We start from the raw sequence: 16930 nt of genomic DNA on the forward strand, positions 1-16930 counted from the left end.
ATCAACCGCTTCAATAGTAGGAATCGATGCTGCTCAATCGACGACCAGATCGAGCATGTGCACCACTTCCTGCTCGTTGAGCAAGCCCTTGCGCACCAGGTGTTGCGTCAGCAGCGAAAGGAATTTGGCGCTGCGGTGGCCTTCCAGGTGCTTGAGTTCAGTCAGCGCGGTGTACACCTTGCTGGAGGTACACAGATCATTGTTGCGGTGCGGGTGTTGCGTGGGCATGTCTTCGTCCTTGTTGTTATGGAGATGTTTGTTGGCGGACAACGCCAGTTTGCGACGTCCTCATGACGTGCACGTGACGGTCGGGCCTGGCAAATTCAAGCAGGATTCAGACCATGATGCCTGTTCGGGCCTGACTGATTGTTCCGCCAGCGACATCGGCAAGCCTTTTCAATCAATCAGCCCTTTCTTTCGCCCACAAAAAAGCCCCTGAATCTTTCGATTCAGGGGCTTGATTTGCTGCTGTCTGGCTCCACGACCTGGACTCGAACCAGGGACCCAGTGATTAACAGTCACTTGCTCTACCAACTGAGCTATCGCGGAATGACGCGTATGTTACTGATTGGAAAAGAGAAGTCAAGCTTCTCTTGCCGGCCGGCACATTCCTCAGGTCCGTTGGCGATTAATCGGCGATTGGCGGTTACCGCAACGGCAGGAGAGGGCTACCATGGTCCCCCGGAAGTGGCTGAACGCGCTACCGGCCATTCGCCAAACAAAGGTTTGCGCCATGAATCATCTGTTACCGCTTCACACAGGCAACCACACTGAGGTGCGCCTATGAGTACCGCCCAGATCAGCTTGCCCAAGGGCGTGGGACCGCACGCGGAGAAACTCTACGATGCCATCACCCAGGCCAGCACCGCTGACGAATTGAACCGTGCCGGTGGCAAGGCCGAGGGTTTTGTCCTGGGGCTGGAAAGCACCAAGGCCATCAAGAGTCAGATTGCCGAGTCGTTGTATGTGATCTACGACGATGCCGCGAGTCAGCGGGCGACGGAGCTGTAATTTCGACGAGTTGCTTTTGTGGCGAGGGAGCTTGCTCCCGCTGGGCTGCGCAGCAGCCCTAGGAAATGCTTGAGTCAATCAGTCTGACACACCGAGGTGGCTGGCTTTAGGGCTGCTTCGCAGCCCAGCGGGAGCAAGCTCCCTCGCCACGGGGTCAGCGTGAACGCAAAAAAAGGGAAGCCTTGGCTTCCCTTTTTTCATCCCGGCGACCTTCAGATCACCTGAACAATCGCCTTGGTCACCGCATCGATGTTGTTCTGGTTCAGCGCGGCCACGCAGATGCGGCCGGTGTCCAGGGCATAGATGCCGAACTCGTTGCGCAGGCGCGTCACCTGTTCAACGGTCAGGCCGGAGTAGGAAAACATCCCGCGCTGGCGTGCGACGAAGCTGAAATCCCGCTGCGGAGCGGCTTTAGCCAGCATATCCACCATCTGGTTGCGCATGCCGCGAATCCGCAGACGCATTTCGGCCAGTTCCGCTTCCCATTGGGCCCGCAGTTCCGGGCTGTTGAGCACGGCTGCGACAATACTGGCGCCGTGGGTCGGCGGGTTGGAGTAGTTGGTGCGGATCACACGCTTGACCTGGGACAGTACCCGGGCACTTTCCTCTTTCGATTCGCTGACGATCGACAGGGCGCCAACGCGCTCGCCGTACAGCGAGAACGATTTGGAGAACGAGCTGGACGCAAAGAAAGTCAGGCCCGACTCGGCGAACAGGCGCACGGCGGCGGCGTCTTCGTCGATACCGTCGCCAAAGCCCTGATAAGCCATGTCCAAAAATGGAACGTGGTTCTTGGCCTTGACCACGTCCAGTACGTTTTTCCAGTCTTGCGGGCTCAGGTCCACGCCGGTGGGGTTATGGCAGCAGGCGTGCAGCACGACGATCGAGCGGTCGGGCAGGGCGTTGAGGTCTTCCAGCAGGCCGCTGCGGTTCACGTCATGGGTGGCGGCGTCGTAGTAGCGGTAGTTCTGCACCGGGAAACCGGCGGTTTCGAACAGCGCGCGGTGGTTTTCCCAGCTTGGATCGCTGATGGCCACGACGGCGTCAGGCAGCAGTTGCTTGAGGAAGTCGGCGCCGATCTTCAGTGCGCCAGTGCCGCCCACGGCCTGGGTGGTGATGACGCGGCCGGAGGCGATCAACGGCGAGTCCTTGCCGAACAGCAGGGTCTGGACCGCCTGGTCGTAGGCGGCAATGCCGTCGATCGGCAGGTAACCACGGGAAACGTGTTGGGCCACGCGGATCGTCTCGGCTTCGACAACGGCGCGCAGAAGTGGAATGCGCCCCTCCTCGTTGCAGTAAACACCCACGCCCAAGTTGACCTTATTGGTACGGGTGTCGGCGTTGAATGCTTCGTTGAGGCCCAGGATGGGGTCGCGTGGTGCCAATTCGACAGCGGAAAACAGGCTCATTATTGCGCGGCTCTGAATGGAGTGTGAGGGGACGTGTAGCGCTCCAGCCGAATGCACTAGAGCGGTGCACAAACGGGGAGCTAGTATAGAGGCCATCACCGGGCGCGGCGACAGGCGATTCGGTTTTTAAGGTAAGTATTTTCGTTTTTTTTCGACCGTTAGTCCCCTGGCGGCGTCAAAGACTTCAAGGCGTGTAGGACGTTCGTCTTGAAAGCGAAGGCATTCACCTCCACATTGTATGCATCCCAGTTTTTTCCTCGGGCGACATCAGTCGTTTCGGTCTTTCTCGTTCCTGTTGGCTGGCCGACAGGGGTGAACCCAGAGGTTATGTTATGTCTGAATTCCAGCTAGTCACCCGATTCCAGCCCGCCGGCGACCAGCCGGAAGCCATTCGCCAGATGGTCGAAGGCATCGAGGCCGGACTGGCGCACCAGACGCTGCTCGGTGTGACAGGCTCGGGCAAGACTTTCAGCATCGCCAACGTGATTGCCCAAGTGCAGCGCCCGACCCTGGTGCTGGCACCGAACAAGACCCTGGCGGCGCAGCTGTATGGCGAGTTCAAGGCGTTTTTCCCCAATAACGCGGTGGAGTACTTCGTCTCCTATTACGACTACTACCAACCCGAAGCCTACGTACCGTCTTCGGACACCTTCATCGAGAAGGATGCTTCGATCAACGATCACATCGAACAGATGCGGCTCTCGGCCACCAAGGCATTGCTCGAACGCAAGGACGCGATCATCGTCACCACGGTATCGTGCATCTATGGTCTGGGTAGCCCGGAAACGTACCTGAAGATGGTCTTGCACGTTGATCGCGGCGACAAGCTCGACCAGCGAGCCTTGCTGCGTCGCCTGGCGGACCTGCAGTACACCCGCAACGACATGGATTTCGCCCGGGCAACGTTCCGGGTCCGTGGCGACGTGATCGACATCTACCCGGCGGAATCGGACCTGGAGGCGATCCGCATCGAGCTGTTCGATGATGAAGTGGAGAGTCTTTCGGCGTTCGATCCGCTGACCGGCGAGGTGATCCGCAAGCTGCCGCGCTTCACCTTCTACCCCAAGAGCCACTACGTTACGCCCCGGGAAACCCTGCTGGGCGCTATCGAGGGGATCAAGGTTGAATTGCAGGAGCGCCTGGAATACTTGCGGTCGAACAACAAACTGGTGGAAGCCCAGCGGCTGGAGCAGCGGACCCGATTCGACCTGGAGATGATCCTGGAGCTGGGTTACTGCAACGGCATCGAAAACTACTCGCGCTACCTGTCGGGTCGCCCGGCGGGCGCGCCACCGCCTACGTTGTATGACTATCTGCCGGCCGATGCCTTGCTGGTGATCGACGAATCCCACGTCAGCGTGCCCCAGGTCGGCGCCATGTACAAAGGCGACCGGTCTCGCAAGGAAACCCTGGTGGAATACGGCTTCCGTCTGCCTTCGGCCCTGGATAACCGGCCGATGCGTTTTGACGAATGGGAAAGTGTGAGTCCGCAGACGATTTTCGTCTCCGCCACCCCCGGCAACTACGAGACCGAGCATGCCGGCCGGGTGGTCGAGCAGGTGGTGCGACCCACCGGGCTGGTCGATCCGCAGGTTGAAGTGCGCCCGGCGCTGACTCAGGTCGATGATCTGCTCTCGGAAATCTCCAAGCGTGTGGCGGTGGAGGAGCGGGTGCTGGTCACCACGCTGACCAAGCGCATGGCCGAAGACCTGACTGATTATCTGGCCGACCACGGTGTGCGGGTGCGCTACCTGCACTCGGACATCGACACGGTGGAGCGGGTCGAGATCATCCGCGACCTGCGCCTGGGTACGTTCGACGTGTTGGTGGGGATCAACCTGCTGCGCGAAGGCCTGGACATGCCGGAGGTGTCACTGGTGGCGATTCTGGACGCCGACAAGGAAGGTTTCCTGCGCTCCGAGCGTTCGTTGATCCAGACCATCGGTCGGGCGGCGCGTAACCTCAACGGCCGGGCGATTCTTTATGCCGATCGCATCACCGGTTCCATGGAACGGGCTATCGGCGAGACCGAGCGTCGTCGCGATAAACAGATTGCCTTCAACCTGGCCAACGGCATCACGCCGAAAGGGGTGTTCAAGGACGTCGCCGACATCATGGAAGGCGCCACTGTGCCCGGCTCGCGCAGCAAGAAGCGCAAGGGCATGGCCAAGGCCGCCGAAGAGAGCGCCCGTTACGAAGCCGAACTGCGCTCGCCGAGCGAAATCAGCAAACGTATCCGTCAGTTGGAAGAAAAAATGTACCAGCTGGCCCGGGACCTGGAGTTCGAAGCGGCTGCGCAGTTGCGTGACGAGATTGGCAAGCTGCGCGAGCGGTTGCTGACTGTCTGAGGTTGTGTGGCCACGGTAATGGCCTTATCGCGAGCAGGCTCGCCCCCACAATGGACCGCGTCCAGTCCGGGCAACTTGGTTCCCTGTGGGAGCGAGCCTGCTCGCGATTGAAGGTGCCTCGGTCTGACAGGTGCCACACAAATCCCCCTCTCACTGGAGCCTGCCCACCATCGCCTGTTACCATTCGCCCCCTGTTTCATCTTCGCTTTTATATTCTTTCCGAGACATGCCATGACCACCGTCCGCACCCGCATCGCGCCTTCGCCCACTGGCGATCCCCATGTCGGCACCGCTTACATCGCTTTGTTCAACTATTGCTTTGCCAAGCAGCACGGCGGTGAGTTCATCCTGCGGATCGAGGACACCGACCAGCTGCGTTCGACCCGCGAGTCCGAACAGCAGATCTTCGACGCCCTGCGCTGGCTGGGCATCGACTGGAGCGAAGGTCCGGACGTTGGCGGCCCGCACGGTCCCTACCGCCAGAGCGAGCGCGGTGACATCTATCAGCAGTACTGTCAGCAACTGGTAGACATGGGCCACGCCTTCCCGTGCTTCTGCACCGCCGAAGAGCTGGACCAGATGCGCGCCGAGCAGATGGCCCGCGGCGAGACCCCACGCTACGACGGCCGCGCGCTGCTGCTGTCCAAGGAAGAAGTCGCCCGTCGCCTGGCCGCTGGCGAGCCCCATGTGATCCGCATGAAGGTGCCGACCGAAGGCGTCTGTGTGGTGCCGGACATGCTGCGCGGCGATGTCGAGATCCCGTGGGATCGCATGGACATGCAAGTGCTGATGAAGACCGACGGCCTGCCGACGTATTTCCTGGCGAACGTGGTCGACGATCACCTGATGGGCATCACCCACGTCTTGCGCGGTGAAGAGTGGCTGCCGTCGGCGCCGAAACTGATCCTGCTCTACGAATACTTCGGCTGGGAACAACCGCAGCTGTGCTACATGCCACTGCTGCGTAACCCTGACAAGAGCAAGCTGTCCAAGCGCAAGAACCCGACGTCGGTGACCTTCTACGAGCGCATGGGCTTCATGCCTGAGGCGATGCTCAACTACCTGGGGCGCATGGGCTGGTCGATGCCGGACGAGCGCGAGAAGTTCTCGCTGCAGGAAATGGTCGAGCACTTCGACCTGTCGCGGGTGTCGCTGGGTGGTCCGATCTTCGATGTCGAGAAACTCTCCTGGCTCAACGGTCAGTGGTTGCGTGACCTGCCGGTGGAGGAGTTTGCTGCGCGTGTACAGAAGTGGGCATTCAACCCTGAGTACATGATGAAAATCGCTCCCCATGTGCAGGGCAGGGTGGAGACGTTCAGCCAGATCGCACCCCTGGCCGGCTTCTTCTTTGCCGGCGGCGTGACCCCGGATGCGAAGCTGTTCGAGTCCAAGAAGCTTTCCGGTGATCAGGTGCGCCAATTGATGCAACTGATCCTGTGGAAGCTCGAAAGTCTGCGTCAGTGGGAAAAGGACAGCATCACCGCGACCATCCAGGCCGTGGTCGAATCGCTGGAGCTGAAACTGCGTGATGCCATGCCGCTGATGTTCGCCGCCATTACTGGCCAGGCCAGCTCGGTGTCGGTGCTCGATGCCATGGAGATCCTTGGCCCGGACCTGACCCGTTTCCGTCTGCGCCAGGCCATCGATCTGCTCGGTGGTGTGTCGAAGAAGGAGAACAAGGAGTGGGAAAAACTGCTGGGCGCGATTGCCTGAGTGCTCGATGAGGCAGGACATACCCCGGTTTTCCGGGGTTTGTCGGTAAGTGATTGTTATCCCGGCAAAAAACTTTCAAATTTGTTGAAAATAAATTTGACAGCCCTCGGATACGCCCTTAAGATTCGCCCCGTCCTCAGCGATGAGGGGCTATAGCTCAGCTGGGAGAGCGCTTGCATGGCATGCAAGAGGTCGACGGTTCGATCCCGTCTAGCTCCACCAATTTACACTTCAAGGCCTGGCCACACCGGTCTTGAAGCGATCAACACTCAGCGTTGATCAGTTGTATAGAAGGGTTTGCGTCCCCTTCGTCTAGTGGCCTAGGACACCGCCCTTTCACGGCGGTAACAGGGGTTCGAGTCCCCTAGGGGACGCCAGTTTTACAGAAGCGATGTTGCAAGATGTCGCTCCGCCGCGAGGCGAAAAATCCGGGGCTATAGCTCAGCTGGGAGAGCGCTTGCATGGCATGCAAGAGGTCGACGGTTCGATCCCGTCTAGCTCCACCAATTACAGGTTCAAGGTTTGGCCACACCGGCCTTGAATCGATCAGTTCTCAGCGCTGATCAAGTTAGAAGGTTTGTGTCCCCTTCGTCTAGTGGCCTAGGACACCGCCCTTTCACGGCGGTAACAGGGGTTCGAGTCCCCTAGGGGACGCCACGATTACCCGCTCTGCGGGATTTTATAAGGGTCATTCAATTCTTGAATGGCCCTTTTGTTTGTCTGGCGTTCGGCCAATCTTCAATTCCTTTAACGATGCTTCTGACCAGCGGTCAAAATTTCCGCTTGCGGAAAATTATTACATGGATAATATTTCAGTCGTAATATTCGGAGGTAACGATGAGCGATAAAAAAGCGCAAACCCGCGAACGCATACTCAAGGCCGCCAGTGCTGCGCTGATTCAGCGGGGTCCGGCCGAGCCGAGTGTCGGCGAAGTGATGGGCGCCGCCGGGCTGACAGTGGGCGGCTTCTATGCCCACTTCGAAAGCAAGGATGCCTTGATGCTCGAGGCATTCAAGCAACTGCTCAGCCAGCGTCGTGGCTTGATCGCTGACATGGATGCCGAGCTGAGCGGTGAGGAGCGGCGAACCCTGGCAGCCGCGTTCTACCTGTCGCGCAAGCACCGTGATACCACCGATCTGGCCTGCCCGATCCCGGCATCGGTCGGCGAGCTCGGGCGGCTGCCGGATGAGTTTCGTGAGGTGCTCAATGAGCATATTGAGCTGATGGTTGCGCAGTTGGCGGCCAGCCCGGAAGACGCCGATAAGGCCTTGGCTGACATTGCCCTGATGGTCGGCGGCCTGGCCTTGGCGCGAGCGTTGGGCCCGGGAGAGTTATCGGATCGGTTGCTGCGCGCTGCCAAGTCGGCGGTGCGATGAGCTAAGGCGCAAGCCCTGGAGATGAGCGATGAACAGGTTTAGCTGGATTCGTGGCGTCAATGGCACGCTGGGATGGGTGGCTCCGGGCCTGGTGGCGAAGAAGATGCGATCGCTGTTCATGCGTCCCCGGGACTTGCCGCCAAGGGATTGGGAGCTGCCATTGCTGGCGACCTCCGAGCGCATCACCTTACGCTTCGGTCTGTCCGCCTTGCGTTGGGGCAAAGGTCCGACCGTCTTGTTGATGCATGGCTGGGAAGGGCGACCCACGCAATTTGCCGCGCTGATCACGGCGCTGGTAGGTGCCGGCTACACGGTGGTGGCGTTGGACGGCCCGGCCCATGGCCGCTCACCTGGGCGCGAGGCCAATGTCCTGCTGTTCGCCAGGGCCATGCTCGAAGCCGCGGCGGAGTTACCACCGCTGCAAGCCGTGGTTGGGCATTCCATGGGTGGTGCCAGTGCCATGCTCGCGGTTCAGCTGGGGTTGCGGACCGAGACTCTGGTCAGCATTGCGGCGCCTGCGCGCATTCTTGGCGTGCTGCGTGGGTTCGCCCGGATGATGGGGCTGCCGCCCAAGGCGCGATCGGCCTTCATTCGCCAAGTGGAAAACGATGTGGGCATGCCGGCTTCGAGGATGGATGTCGCCCATTACCAACTGGACGTGCCCGGGCTGATTGTCCATGCCGAGGACGACACCTTCGTTTCGGTCAAGGAATCGCAACTGATTCACGAAGCCTGGTTCGACAGCCGCTTGCTGCGCTTGCCGCAGGGCGGCCACCAGCGGGTGCTGGCCGATCCTCGCGTCATTGATGGCGTGTTATCCCTGCTGGCCGGGCGCAGTCTGCAAGCGCGGCAATCGGCTTGATCTGTGGGAGCGAGGCTTGGCCGCGATGGCGGTCAAGCTCGGATCCGTTACACTGGCCCCCACCAAATTCGACCGGGAGAGGGGCATGGGCTGGGATAGGGCAACGCCGTTCATTATTGATCTTCAAGTAAATGCCGAAGACATCGACGGGCTGGGCCACGCCAATAACGCGGTATACGTCACCTGGCTTGAGCGCTGTGCCTGGCGCCATTCCCAGCGCCTGGGGCTGGATCTGGTGGAGTATCGGCGGCTGGACCGGGCCATGGCGGTTGTGCGTCATGAGATCGATTACCTGGCGGCGGCCTACGAAGGTGACGAGTTGCAACTGGCTACCTGGATCGTCGACTGGGATCAGCGATTGAAGATGAATCGGCATTTCCAGCTGATTCGCCCCAGCGACAACACCACGTTATTGCGGGCCCAGACCACATTTGTCTGCATTGAACTGTCCACCGGCAGGCCCAAGCGCATGCCACCGGAGTTCATCGAGGGTTATGGTCCTGCGCTGATGACATCCGGCATTCTCATAGACTGACCCAGCGCTATCGCGAGCAAGCTCGCTCCCACAGGGATCTGTGGTGGATGCAGAATCTGTGAACACGCGGGATCCAGTGTGGGAGCCGAGCTTGCTCGCGATGACGGCCGCACATTCGGTATCAATGCAAGCTGACCCAGCGCTATCGCGAGCAAGCTCAACTCCCACAGGGGATTGGTGGTGAATTCCGATGTTGTGGGCAAAATCCGGTAAACTGCCGCACGTTTTTCGTTGAGTGTGTTTTTCCATGCAAATTGCCCTGGCGCCCATGGAGGGGTTGGTTGACAACATCCTGCGGGACGTTCTGACCCGTGTTGGCGGTATCGACTGGTGCGTGACCGAGTTCATTCGCATCAATGACCGTCTGCTCACACCGGCCTATTTCCACAAGCTTGCCCCTGAGCTGCTGACCGGTGCCCGGACCGCTGCCGGCGTACCGCTGCGGGTGCAATTGCTGGGTTCCGATCCGGTGTGCCTGGCGGAAAACGCCGCATTGGCCTGCGAGCTGGGTTCGCAGGTTATCGACCTGAACTTCGGCTGTCCGGCCAAGACTGTGAATAAATCACGGGGTGGGGCGGTGTTGCTCAAAGAGCCGGAGCTGCTCAACGAAATTGTCGAGCACGTGCGCCGCGCGGTGCCCAGGCACATTCCCGTTACCGCCAAGATGCGCCTGGGTTTCGACAGCCCGGATGGGGCGTTGGTCTGTGCCACGGCATTGGCCGAAGGTGGCGCGGCGCACATTGTGGTGCATGCGCGGACCAAGACCGACGGCTATAAACCACCGGCCCACTGGGAGTGGATCCCACGGGTTCAGGAGGTGGTCAAGGTCCCGGTATTCGCCAACGGCGATATCTGGAGCGTTGAAGACTGGCGCCGGTGCCGCGAGATCAGTGGTGTGGAAGACATCATGCTCGGCCGCGGACTCGTTTCCCGTCCTGATCTGGCCCGGCAGATCGCTGCGGCCAGGGCCGGTGAAGAGGTGATCGAGCTGTCCTGGGCCGAATTGCAACCGATGCTCGAGGACTTCTGGGTGCAGGTGGTCGAGCAATTGACCCCACGCCAGGCGCCCGGCCGGTTGAAGCAGTGGCTGGCGATGCTGACTCGCAATTATCCCGAAGCGGTGGAGCTGTTTACCGCCCTGCGCCGGGAAACCGACCTGGACGCGGTAGGCCATTTGCTGGGCGTGCAGCGCACCGAAGCGGCCTGAAAAAAATTTCAAAACAACCTCTTGAAAAGTTTTTGGCGGTCCCTAGATAGGGATTACGCGATGCCGAATTCGGGTCGCGGAGACAAAAAACCTTGCTGAACTTTTCAGGAGATTTGAATCATGAGTACTGCATTTTCCCTGGCCCCTCTGTTCCGTTCCTCGGTGGGCTTCGACCGTTTCAACGACCTGTTCGAAACCGCCTTGCGCAACGAACCGGGCAGTAGCTATCCACCCTACAACGTGGAAAAACATGGCGATGACGAGTATCGCATCGTGGTTGCCGCCGCCGGGTTCCAGGAAGACGACCTGGACCTGCAAGTGGAAAAAGGTGTGCTGACCATCAGCGGTGGTAAGCGCGAAGCGAGCAACGACAGCGTGACCTACCTGCACCAGGGTATCGCCCAGCGTGCGTTCAAGCTGTCCTTCCGGTTGGCCGATCATATCGAGATCAAATCCGCCGGCCTGAGCAACGGTCTGTTGAGCATCGACCTGTTGCGAGTGATCCCGGAAGAGGCGAAAGCCAAGCGCATCCCGATCAACGGGGCGCAGCAACAACCCGCGCTGCAAAACTGATGCATCGCAACTAATGAAGAAGGGCGCCATTGGCGCCCTTTTTCATTTGTGGAGCCCTCATTGCGGGCTCCTTTGTCAGGGCAACAGTCGCTCAAACGCGTCTAGCGGCAACGGCCGACTGTGCAGGTAGCCCTGGTACAAATGGCAACCCAGCCCCTGCAGGAAACTCAGTTGTTCCGGGGTTTCGACACCTTCGGCGATCACCTCCAGCTCAAGGCTGCGGGCCATGGCGACGATGGCGCGGATGATTTCGGTATCGTTGGGGTCGCTGGTGGCGTCGCGCACGAATGACTGATCGATTTTCAAGGTGTCCACCGGCAGACGTTTAAGGTAGGTCAGCGACGAATAACCGGTCCCGAAATCGTCCATGGCGAAGCTCACTCCCAATTTTTTCAGGCGACGCATCTTGGCGATGGTGTCGTCCAGATTCTGGATCACGATGCCCTCAGTGATTTCCAGCTTGAGCATGGCGTAAGGCAGGCCATAGGTGGCGAGGCAGCTTTCGATGCGCTCGACGAAGTCGCTCTGGCGGAACTGCCGTGGGCTGATATTCACGCACAGGCTGAATTGCAGCGGATCGATCTTGCCCTTGGCGATCAGTTGTTTGAAGCCGTTGCAGGCTTCATCGAGAATCCAGGTGCCAACTTCCAGAATCAGCCCGCTGTCCTCCAGCACTTTGATGAATTCATTCGGCGATTGGGCGCCCAATTCGGGGTGATGCCAGCGCACCAGCGTTTCGGCGCCGATGATGCGGTTGTCCCGGGCGTCGACCTGAGGTTGGAAATGTACGCTGAACTCCCCGCGAGCCAAGGCCTGGCGCAGGTCGGTTTCCATGCGCAGCCGTTCGCTGGCGGCTTTTTGCATGGTGGTGTGGAACATCTGCGAGGTGTTGCGCCCCGAATCCTTGGCGCGGTACAGCGCAATGTCGGCGCGCTTGAGCAGGTCGGTGGGGGTGGAGCCATGGTCGGGAATCAGCGCCATGCCGATGCTCGGCGTGACCTGCAACCGTTGGCCATCGAGAAACATCGGCTCCGACAGTAATTCGCGCAGAGTGTCGGCCAGGTTCTGTACCTGTTGGCTGACTGCGCTGCGGGTGCCTTCCAAGCCGCTGAGCAGCACCACGAATTCGTCGCCGCCCAGCCTCGCCACGGTGTCTTCCAGGCGCACGCTGGCTTCCAGGCGTGCGGTGATGATTTTCAGCACCGTGTCGCCCACCGGGTGGCCCAGGGAGTCGTTGATGTGCTTGAAGTGGTCCAGGTCCAGAAACAGCAGAGCGCCCCGCAGGTTATGGCGCTTGAGCAAGGCGATCTGCTGGCTCAGCCGATCCATCAGTAAGGCGCGGTTGGGCAGGTTGGTCAGCGGATCGTGATAGGCCAGGTGGCGGATCTGTGCTTCGGCATTGCGCAACAGGCTCACGTCCCGGGCGGTCAGCAGCAGGCAGGCCGTCTCATTGAGCATGATCGGTTCGACCGAGACCTCCACCGTGAGGATCTCTCCGCGTTTATTGCGCCCGAGCATTTCCTGGTGATGCACCCGGCCCTTGAGCTCCAGTTCGGCCAGCAATGCCATGCGTTGTTTTTCTTCGGCCCAGATACCGACCTCGTAGACCGTATGCCCGATCACTTCGTCGGCGCGGTAGCCGGTCAGGCGGCAGAAGCCGTCATTGACTTCGAGGTAGCGGCCGCTGTCGCGTTCGGTGATGGTGATGGCGTCAGGGCTGGAATGGAAAGCCTTGGCGAATTTCTCCTCGCTGGCCTTGAGGGCCGCTTCAGAGCGCTGCTGCTGGGAGATATCCCGCAGGGTGGTGACAATGCAGGGCTGGTTGCCGACGTTGATCTGGCGACTGGAAATCACGCATGTCAGCGGCTGGCCGTTTTTATGGTGGACGACGACGGCCACGTTGTTCAGGGAGCGCTCGCGTATCACCCTTTCGATGCGTTGCAGGCTGCTCCCCGAGGCGTCCCACAGGCCGATTTCGTCGGCGCTCAGGCCGATCACGTCGGTGGCTGACCAGCCGAAGGTCTGGGTGAAGCTGGAATTGATTTCGAGGAACCGGCCACTATCCTGATGAGTTACGCAGATCGGGTCGGGGCTGACCTGGAACAGGGTGGCGAATTTTTCTTCCGACGCCGCCAGGCTCTGTTCGCGTTCTACCTGGTCAGTGATGTCCAGCAAGGTACCGGCCATGCGCAGCGGGCTGCCGTCGTCATTGCGATAGAGACGTGCGCGGCTTTCCAGGTATCGGGCGCTGCCGTCCGGCATTTGTACGCGGTAGGTCAGTTGATAATTCCCCGCCGGGCCTTCCCGCAGGCTGCGGTAGGCGTTGCGCATGTTGTTGCGCTCGTCATCGGGCACCCCTTCGAAAAACGCATCGAACGACTCGTGGAACGGCTTGGGCTCCAGGCCATGCAACTGCGCCGCCCGGGCCGAGCCGTAGAGCATGCCGCTGGGAATATGCCAGTCCCAGGTGCCCAGTTGCGCCGAATCGAGGGCCAGATCAAGGCGTTCCTGGCTGTCCTTGAGGGCCTGTTCGGCGAGTTTGCGTTCGGTGGTATCGAGGAAGGTGCTCAGCAGATAAGGTTGGCCTTCCAGCTCGACCTTCTGGGCGCTGAGCAGGCCGCTGTGGATCTGACCATTGCTGGCCTGCAGTTCCACCTCCATGCTCGCCATTTCGCCGTTGGCCTTGATGATCTCCACCAGTTTTGCCCGCTGTCCGGGGTCGACCCATAGGCCCAGTTCCAGCGTCGTGCGGCCGATGATGTCGTGCAGCGGCCAGCCAAACAGACTTTCGAAATACTGGTTGGCCTCGATGATCAGCCCGTCTTCCTGGCGGGTCAGCAACACCATATTCGGACATAGGTGAAAGAGCGTGGCGAAGCGTTTTTCCGAGTTGCGCAGTGCCTGCTCCCGTTCGCGCTGGTGCGTGATCTCCCGGATTACTCCGATCATCCGCGGGCGGCCGTGTTTGTCGGGTAATACGCTGCCGTTGATTTCCAGCCAGTGCAGGCTGCCGTCGGGCCAGACGATGCGATGGTGCATGGCCTGTTCCAGCGGCGCACCGGCCACAGCCGCATGAAAGGCGCGGATGGCCTTTGCTCGGTCTTGGGGGAGCAACAGGTCCAGATAGTCCACATCCGCCGGCAATGGCTGGCGCGGATCGAAGCCGAACAGCGCCTGGGTGCCCCGTGACCAACTGATCCGCCCGGTATCAATGTCCCACGACCAGGCTCCCAGGCGCGCGCCGTTCAAGGCGGCCAGCAACTGGGGGGCGCTGTCCCAGCTTTGCTCGGACCGTTTCGGGTCTAGCGCCTGAATGCGCGGCAGGGGCGGGAATTGGTCAGCGGATTTGGGCATTATCTCGCGAGCCTTGGGCAATTTGGGGCGTTGGGCGCAGGCGTTTCGGCTCTATAGGAGTAGCACAACCTATGCCCTTTTCCCTGGCAGATCGATTTGTGCGTCCAGTAAGGACATGAAAGCCCGTGCAGCATTCGACAGCGTCCGTTCGGTGTGCAAGATATAGCCTAGCTGGCGACTGAGCTGTATGCCCGGCAAAGGAATGCGTGCCACCTGTTCATCGAGCATGGTGCGCGGCAGGACGCTCCAGGCCAGGCCGATGGAGACCATCATTTTTATGGTTTCCAGATAATTCGTGCTCATGGCGATGTTCGGCGTCAGGCCCTGGGCTTCGAACAGGCGTTGAACAATGTGGTGGGTAAAGGTATTGCCGCCGGGGAAAACCGCCGGATGCAAGGCGATGTCTGCCAGGCTGACCGGGCCGTTGTCCAACAGCGCGTGTTCCGGCGCCACCACGAAATCCAGGGGGTCGTCCCACACCGGCGTGGCGCGTACCAGCGTGTGCGGTTCCGGGGCCAGGGTGATGACCGCCAGCTCCGCCCGGCCGTGGAGAATTTCTTCGTAGGCCACTTCCGAATCGAGGAACTGAATATCCAGCGCCACCTCAGGGTAGCGTCGGGTGAACTCCCTCAATAGAGGTGGCAGCCGATGCAGGCCGATATGGTGGCTGGTGGCGAGCGTCAGGCGTCCGGTCACTTCGCCGGTCAGGTTGGTCAGGGCGCGGCGGGTGTCATCCAGCACGTTCAGAATCTGATAGGCCCGTGGCAGAAGGGCTCGGCCAGCCTCGGTCAGGCCGACTTCTCGACCGAGCCGATCGAACAGACGCACTTTGAGCTGTTGCTCCAGCCCGGCGATACGCTTGCTGATGGCCGGCTGGGTCAGGTGCAGGCGTTCACCGGCGCCGGAGAAACTGCCGGTCTCGGCGATGGCGATAAAGGCGTTAAGGCTGGCGAGGTCCATGGTCGTCCTGGTCGAATTCCAAATGGTTATGCAAAGCATGAAAAATATGAATTTGAGTTATTTAATGTAGCCTCATAAGATCAGCCTCACAAGCCAAGGGGTTATTGATTCACTCAAGACCCGGGGCATAGAAACAAGCTGATGAGGAACCGTCTGATGGCCGGCAAAACGCTCTACGACAAGCTCTGGGATTCGCATTTGGTCAAGCAGCGCGACGATGGTTCGGCGCTGATCTACATCGACCGTCACATCATCCATGAAGTGACTTCGCCGCAAGCCTTCGAAGGCCTGCGTCTGGCCGGGCGCAAGCCGTGGCGCATCGATGCCAATATCGCGACCCCGGACCACAACGTACCGACCACGCCGGAGCGCAAGGGCGGCATCGAAGCCATTGCCGATCAGGTGTCGCGCTTGCAGGTTCAGACCCTTGACGATAACTGTGACGAATACGGCATCGTTGAATTCAAGATGAATGACGTGCGCCAGGGTATCGTTCACGTCATTGGCCCGGAGCAGGGCGCGACTTTGCCCGGCATGACCGTGGTCTGCGGCGACTCCCATACTTCCACCCATGGTGCGTTTGGCGCCTTGGCCCACGGCATCGGCACCTCCGAGGTCGAGCACGTGCTCGCTACCCAGTGCCTGGTCGCCAAGAAAATGAAAAACATGCTGGTGCGCGTCGAGGGCAAGCTGCCGTTTGGCGTGACCGCCAAAGACATCGTCCTGGCCGTGATCGGCAAGATCGGCACTGCCGGTGGTAACGGCCATGCCATCGAGTTCGCCGGCAGCGCCATCCGCGATTTGTCCGTGGAAGGGCGCATGACCATCTGCAACATGTCCATCGAAGCCGGCGCTCGTGTCGGGCTGGTGGCCGCCGATGAAAAAACCGTGGAGTACGTCAAGGGCCGTCCGTTCGCCCCCAAGGGCGCCGAGTGGGACATGGCGGTGCAAGCCTGGAAAGACCTGGTTTCCGATGCCGACGCGCAGTTCGACACCGTGGTCGAACTCGACGCGACGCAAATCAAGCCGCAAGTCAGCTGGGGCACTTCCCCGGAAATGGTCCTGGCCGTGGACCAGAACGTTCCCGATCCTGCCCAGGAGATGGATCTGGTCAAGCGAGACTCCATCGTCCGCGCCCTGAAATACATGGGTTTGAGCGCCAACCAGGCGATCACCGACATTCAGTTGGACCGTGTGTTCATTGGCTCCTGCACCAACTCGCGGATCGAAGACCTGCGCGCAGCGGCGGTGATCGCCAAGGGCCGCAAAATCGCCTCGACCATCAAGCAGGCCATCGTGGTGCCAGGCTCGGGCCTGGTGAAGGCCCAGGCGGAAGCCGAAGGTCTGGACAAGATTTTCCTCGAGGCCGGTTTCGAATGGCGTGAGCCTGGGTGCTCGATGTGCCTGGCGATGAACCCGGACCGTTTGGAGTCGGGCGAGCATTGCGCCTCCACCTCCAACCGTAACTTCGAAGGCCGTCAGGGCGCCGGTGGCCGTACGCATCTGGTCAGCCCGGCCATGGCCGCCGCCGCCGCCGTCAACGGCCGTTTCGTCGACGTCCGTGAATTGATCTGAAGGAGC

13 protein-coding genes and 5 tRNA genes are annotated in these 16930 nt (G+C 60.4%); 13 read left to right on the top strand and 5 right to left on the bottom strand.

The window, feature by feature from the left end; genetic code table 11:
- Positions 1-33: 33 nt before the first annotated feature.
- Positions 34-228 carry a hypothetical protein gene (locus CRX69_RS14650; RefSeq protein WP_047229259.1) on the bottom strand — a complete coding sequence of 65 codons (195 nt, stop codon included), beginning with the start codon at positions 226-228 and terminating at the stop codon, positions 34-36.
- A 245-nt stretch (positions 229-473) separates the two neighbouring features.
- A tRNA-Asn gene (locus CRX69_RS14660) sits at positions 474-549 on the bottom strand.
- Positions 550-783: 234 nt separating this feature from the next.
- Here CRX69_RS14660 and CRX69_RS14665 point away from each other — a divergent pair.
- Positions 784-1011 carry a hypothetical protein gene (locus CRX69_RS14665; protein WP_047229257.1) on the top strand — a complete coding sequence of 76 codons (228 nt, stop codon included), beginning with the start codon at positions 784-786 and terminating at the stop codon, positions 1009-1011.
- Between the two features lie 212 nt (positions 1012-1223).
- Here CRX69_RS14665 and CRX69_RS14670 read toward each other — a convergent pair whose 3' ends face one another.
- Positions 1224-2420 carry an amino acid aminotransferase gene (locus CRX69_RS14670; RefSeq protein ID WP_107322238.1) on the bottom strand — a complete coding sequence of 399 codons (1197 nt, stop codon included), beginning with the start codon at positions 2418-2420 and terminating at the stop codon, positions 1224-1226.
- Between the two features lie 332 nt (positions 2421-2752).
- Between CRX69_RS14670 and uvrB the strand changes: the two genes are divergently transcribed.
- The 11 genes from uvrB (at position 2753) to CRX69_RS14725 (ending at position 11035) form a co-directional block, all read left to right on the top strand.
- Positions 2753-4768 (top strand): excinuclease ABC subunit UvrB, encoded by a 2016-nt coding sequence (gene uvrB, locus CRX69_RS14675; protein WP_107322239.1) that lies wholly within the window; start codon positions 2753-2755, stop codon positions 4766-4768.
- 231 nt (positions 4769-4999) lie between these two features.
- A complete protein-coding gene (gene gltX / locus CRX69_RS14680; protein ID WP_107322240.1) occupies positions 5000-6481 on the top strand; it encodes a glutamate--tRNA ligase in 1482 nt (493 codons plus the stop codon).
- 146 nt (positions 6482-6627) lie between these two features.
- Positions 6628-6703 (top strand) — tRNA-Ala (locus tag CRX69_RS14685).
- Between the two features lie 79 nt (positions 6704-6782).
- Positions 6783-6858: transfer RNA gene (locus CRX69_RS14690), tRNA-Glu, on the top strand.
- A gap of 53 nt (positions 6859-6911) precedes the next feature.
- A tRNA-Ala gene (locus CRX69_RS14695) sits at positions 6912-6987 on the top strand.
- A 75-nt stretch (positions 6988-7062) separates the two neighbouring features.
- A tRNA-Glu gene (locus CRX69_RS14700) sits at positions 7063-7138 on the top strand.
- A 180-nt stretch (positions 7139-7318) separates the two neighbouring features.
- Complete coding sequence (locus tag CRX69_RS14705; RefSeq protein ID WP_076383913.1) at positions 7319-7858, top strand: TetR/AcrR family transcriptional regulator; 540 nt, start codon at positions 7319-7321, stop codon at positions 7856-7858.
- Positions 7859-7886: 28 nt separating this feature from the next.
- On the top strand, positions 7887-8720 hold the full coding sequence (locus CRX69_RS14710) for an alpha/beta fold hydrolase (protein ID WP_047229252.1): 834 nt from the start codon (positions 7887-7889) through the stop codon (positions 8718-8720).
- Between the two features lie 85 nt (positions 8721-8805).
- Complete coding sequence (locus CRX69_RS14715) at positions 8806-9255, top strand: acyl-CoA thioesterase (RefSeq protein WP_047229251.1); 450 nt, start codon at positions 8806-8808, stop codon at positions 9253-9255.
- 247 nt (positions 9256-9502) lie between these two features.
- Complete coding sequence (locus CRX69_RS14720) at positions 9503-10462, top strand: tRNA dihydrouridine synthase (RefSeq protein ID WP_107322241.1); 960 nt, start codon at positions 9503-9505, stop codon at positions 10460-10462.
- A gap of 120 nt (positions 10463-10582) precedes the next feature.
- Positions 10583-11035 (top strand): Hsp20 family protein, encoded by a 453-nt coding sequence (locus tag CRX69_RS14725; protein ID WP_047229249.1) that lies wholly within the window; start codon positions 10583-10585, stop codon positions 11033-11035.
- A 75-nt stretch (positions 11036-11110) separates the two neighbouring features.
- On the opposite strand, the gene CRX69_RS14730 is transcribed toward CRX69_RS14725, so the two are convergent.
- Together CRX69_RS14730 and CRX69_RS14735 are read right to left on the bottom strand one after the other, a co-directional pair.
- Entirely contained in the window at positions 11111-14389 is a 3279-nt protein-coding gene (locus tag CRX69_RS14730; RefSeq protein WP_047229248.1) for an EAL domain-containing protein, read from the bottom strand.
- A 69-nt stretch (positions 14390-14458) separates the two neighbouring features.
- Entirely contained in the window at positions 14459-15349 is an 891-nt protein-coding gene (locus CRX69_RS14735; protein ID WP_047229247.1) for a LysR family transcriptional regulator, read from the bottom strand.
- 156 nt (positions 15350-15505) lie between these two features.
- Here CRX69_RS14735 and leuC point away from each other — a divergent pair, with 156 nt between their 5' ends.
- Positions 15506-16924, top strand: a complete 1419-nt coding sequence (gene leuC / locus CRX69_RS14740; protein WP_107322242.1) for a 3-isopropylmalate dehydratase large subunit — start codon at positions 15506-15508, stop codon at positions 16922-16924.
- The last annotated feature ends 6 nt before the right edge of the window (positions 16925-16930 follow it).

This window comes from Pseudomonas rhizophila, from assembly GCF_003033885.1.
Classification (GTDB): Bacteria; Pseudomonadota; Gammaproteobacteria; order Pseudomonadales; family Pseudomonadaceae; genus Aquipseudomonas; species Aquipseudomonas rhizophila.

Excerpts from the sequence above, each read along its gene's own strand:
- CRX69_RS14665 (WP_047229257.1), top strand. The coding sequence starts at position 784 with ATGAGTACCGCCCAGATCAGCTTGCCCAAGGGCGTGGGACCGCACGCG.
- CRX69_RS14725 (WP_047229249.1), top strand. The coding sequence starts at position 10,583 with ATGAGTACTGCATTTTCCCTGGCCCCTCTGTTCCGTTCCTCGGTGGGC.
- CRX69_RS14705 (WP_076383913.1), top strand. The coding sequence starts at position 7,319 with ATGAGCGATAAAAAAGCGCAAACCCGCGAACGCATACTCAAGGCCGCC.
- CRX69_RS14650 (WP_047229259.1), bottom strand. The coding sequence starts at position 228 with ATGCCCACGCAACACCCGCACCGCAACAATGATCTGTGTACCTCCAGC.
- CRX69_RS14735 (WP_047229247.1), bottom strand. The coding sequence starts at position 15,349 with ATGGACCTCGCCAGCCTTAACGCCTTTATCGCCATCGCCGAGACCGGC.
- leuC (WP_107322242.1), top strand. The coding sequence starts at position 15,506 with ATGGCCGGCAAAACGCTCTACGACAAGCTCTGGGATTCGCATTTGGTC.
- CRX69_RS14720 (WP_107322241.1), top strand. The coding sequence starts at position 9,503 with ATGCAAATTGCCCTGGCGCCCATGGAGGGGTTGGTTGACAACATCCTG.
- CRX69_RS14715 (WP_047229251.1), top strand. The coding sequence starts at position 8,806 with ATGGGCTGGGATAGGGCAACGCCGTTCATTATTGATCTTCAAGTAAAT.
- CRX69_RS14730 (WP_047229248.1), bottom strand. The coding sequence starts at position 14,389 with ATGCCCAAATCCGCTGACCAATTCCCGCCCCTGCCGCGCATTCAGGCG.
- CRX69_RS14670 (WP_107322238.1), bottom strand. The coding sequence starts at position 2,420 with ATGAGCCTGTTTTCCGCTGTCGAATTGGCACCACGCGACCCCATCCTG.
- CRX69_RS14710 (WP_047229252.1), top strand. The coding sequence starts at position 7,887 with ATGAACAGGTTTAGCTGGATTCGTGGCGTCAATGGCACGCTGGGATGG.
- gltX (WP_107322240.1), top strand. The coding sequence starts at position 5,000 with ATGACCACCGTCCGCACCCGCATCGCGCCTTCGCCCACTGGCGATCCC.
- uvrB (WP_107322239.1), top strand. The coding sequence starts at position 2,753 with ATGTCTGAATTCCAGCTAGTCACCCGATTCCAGCCCGCCGGCGACCAG.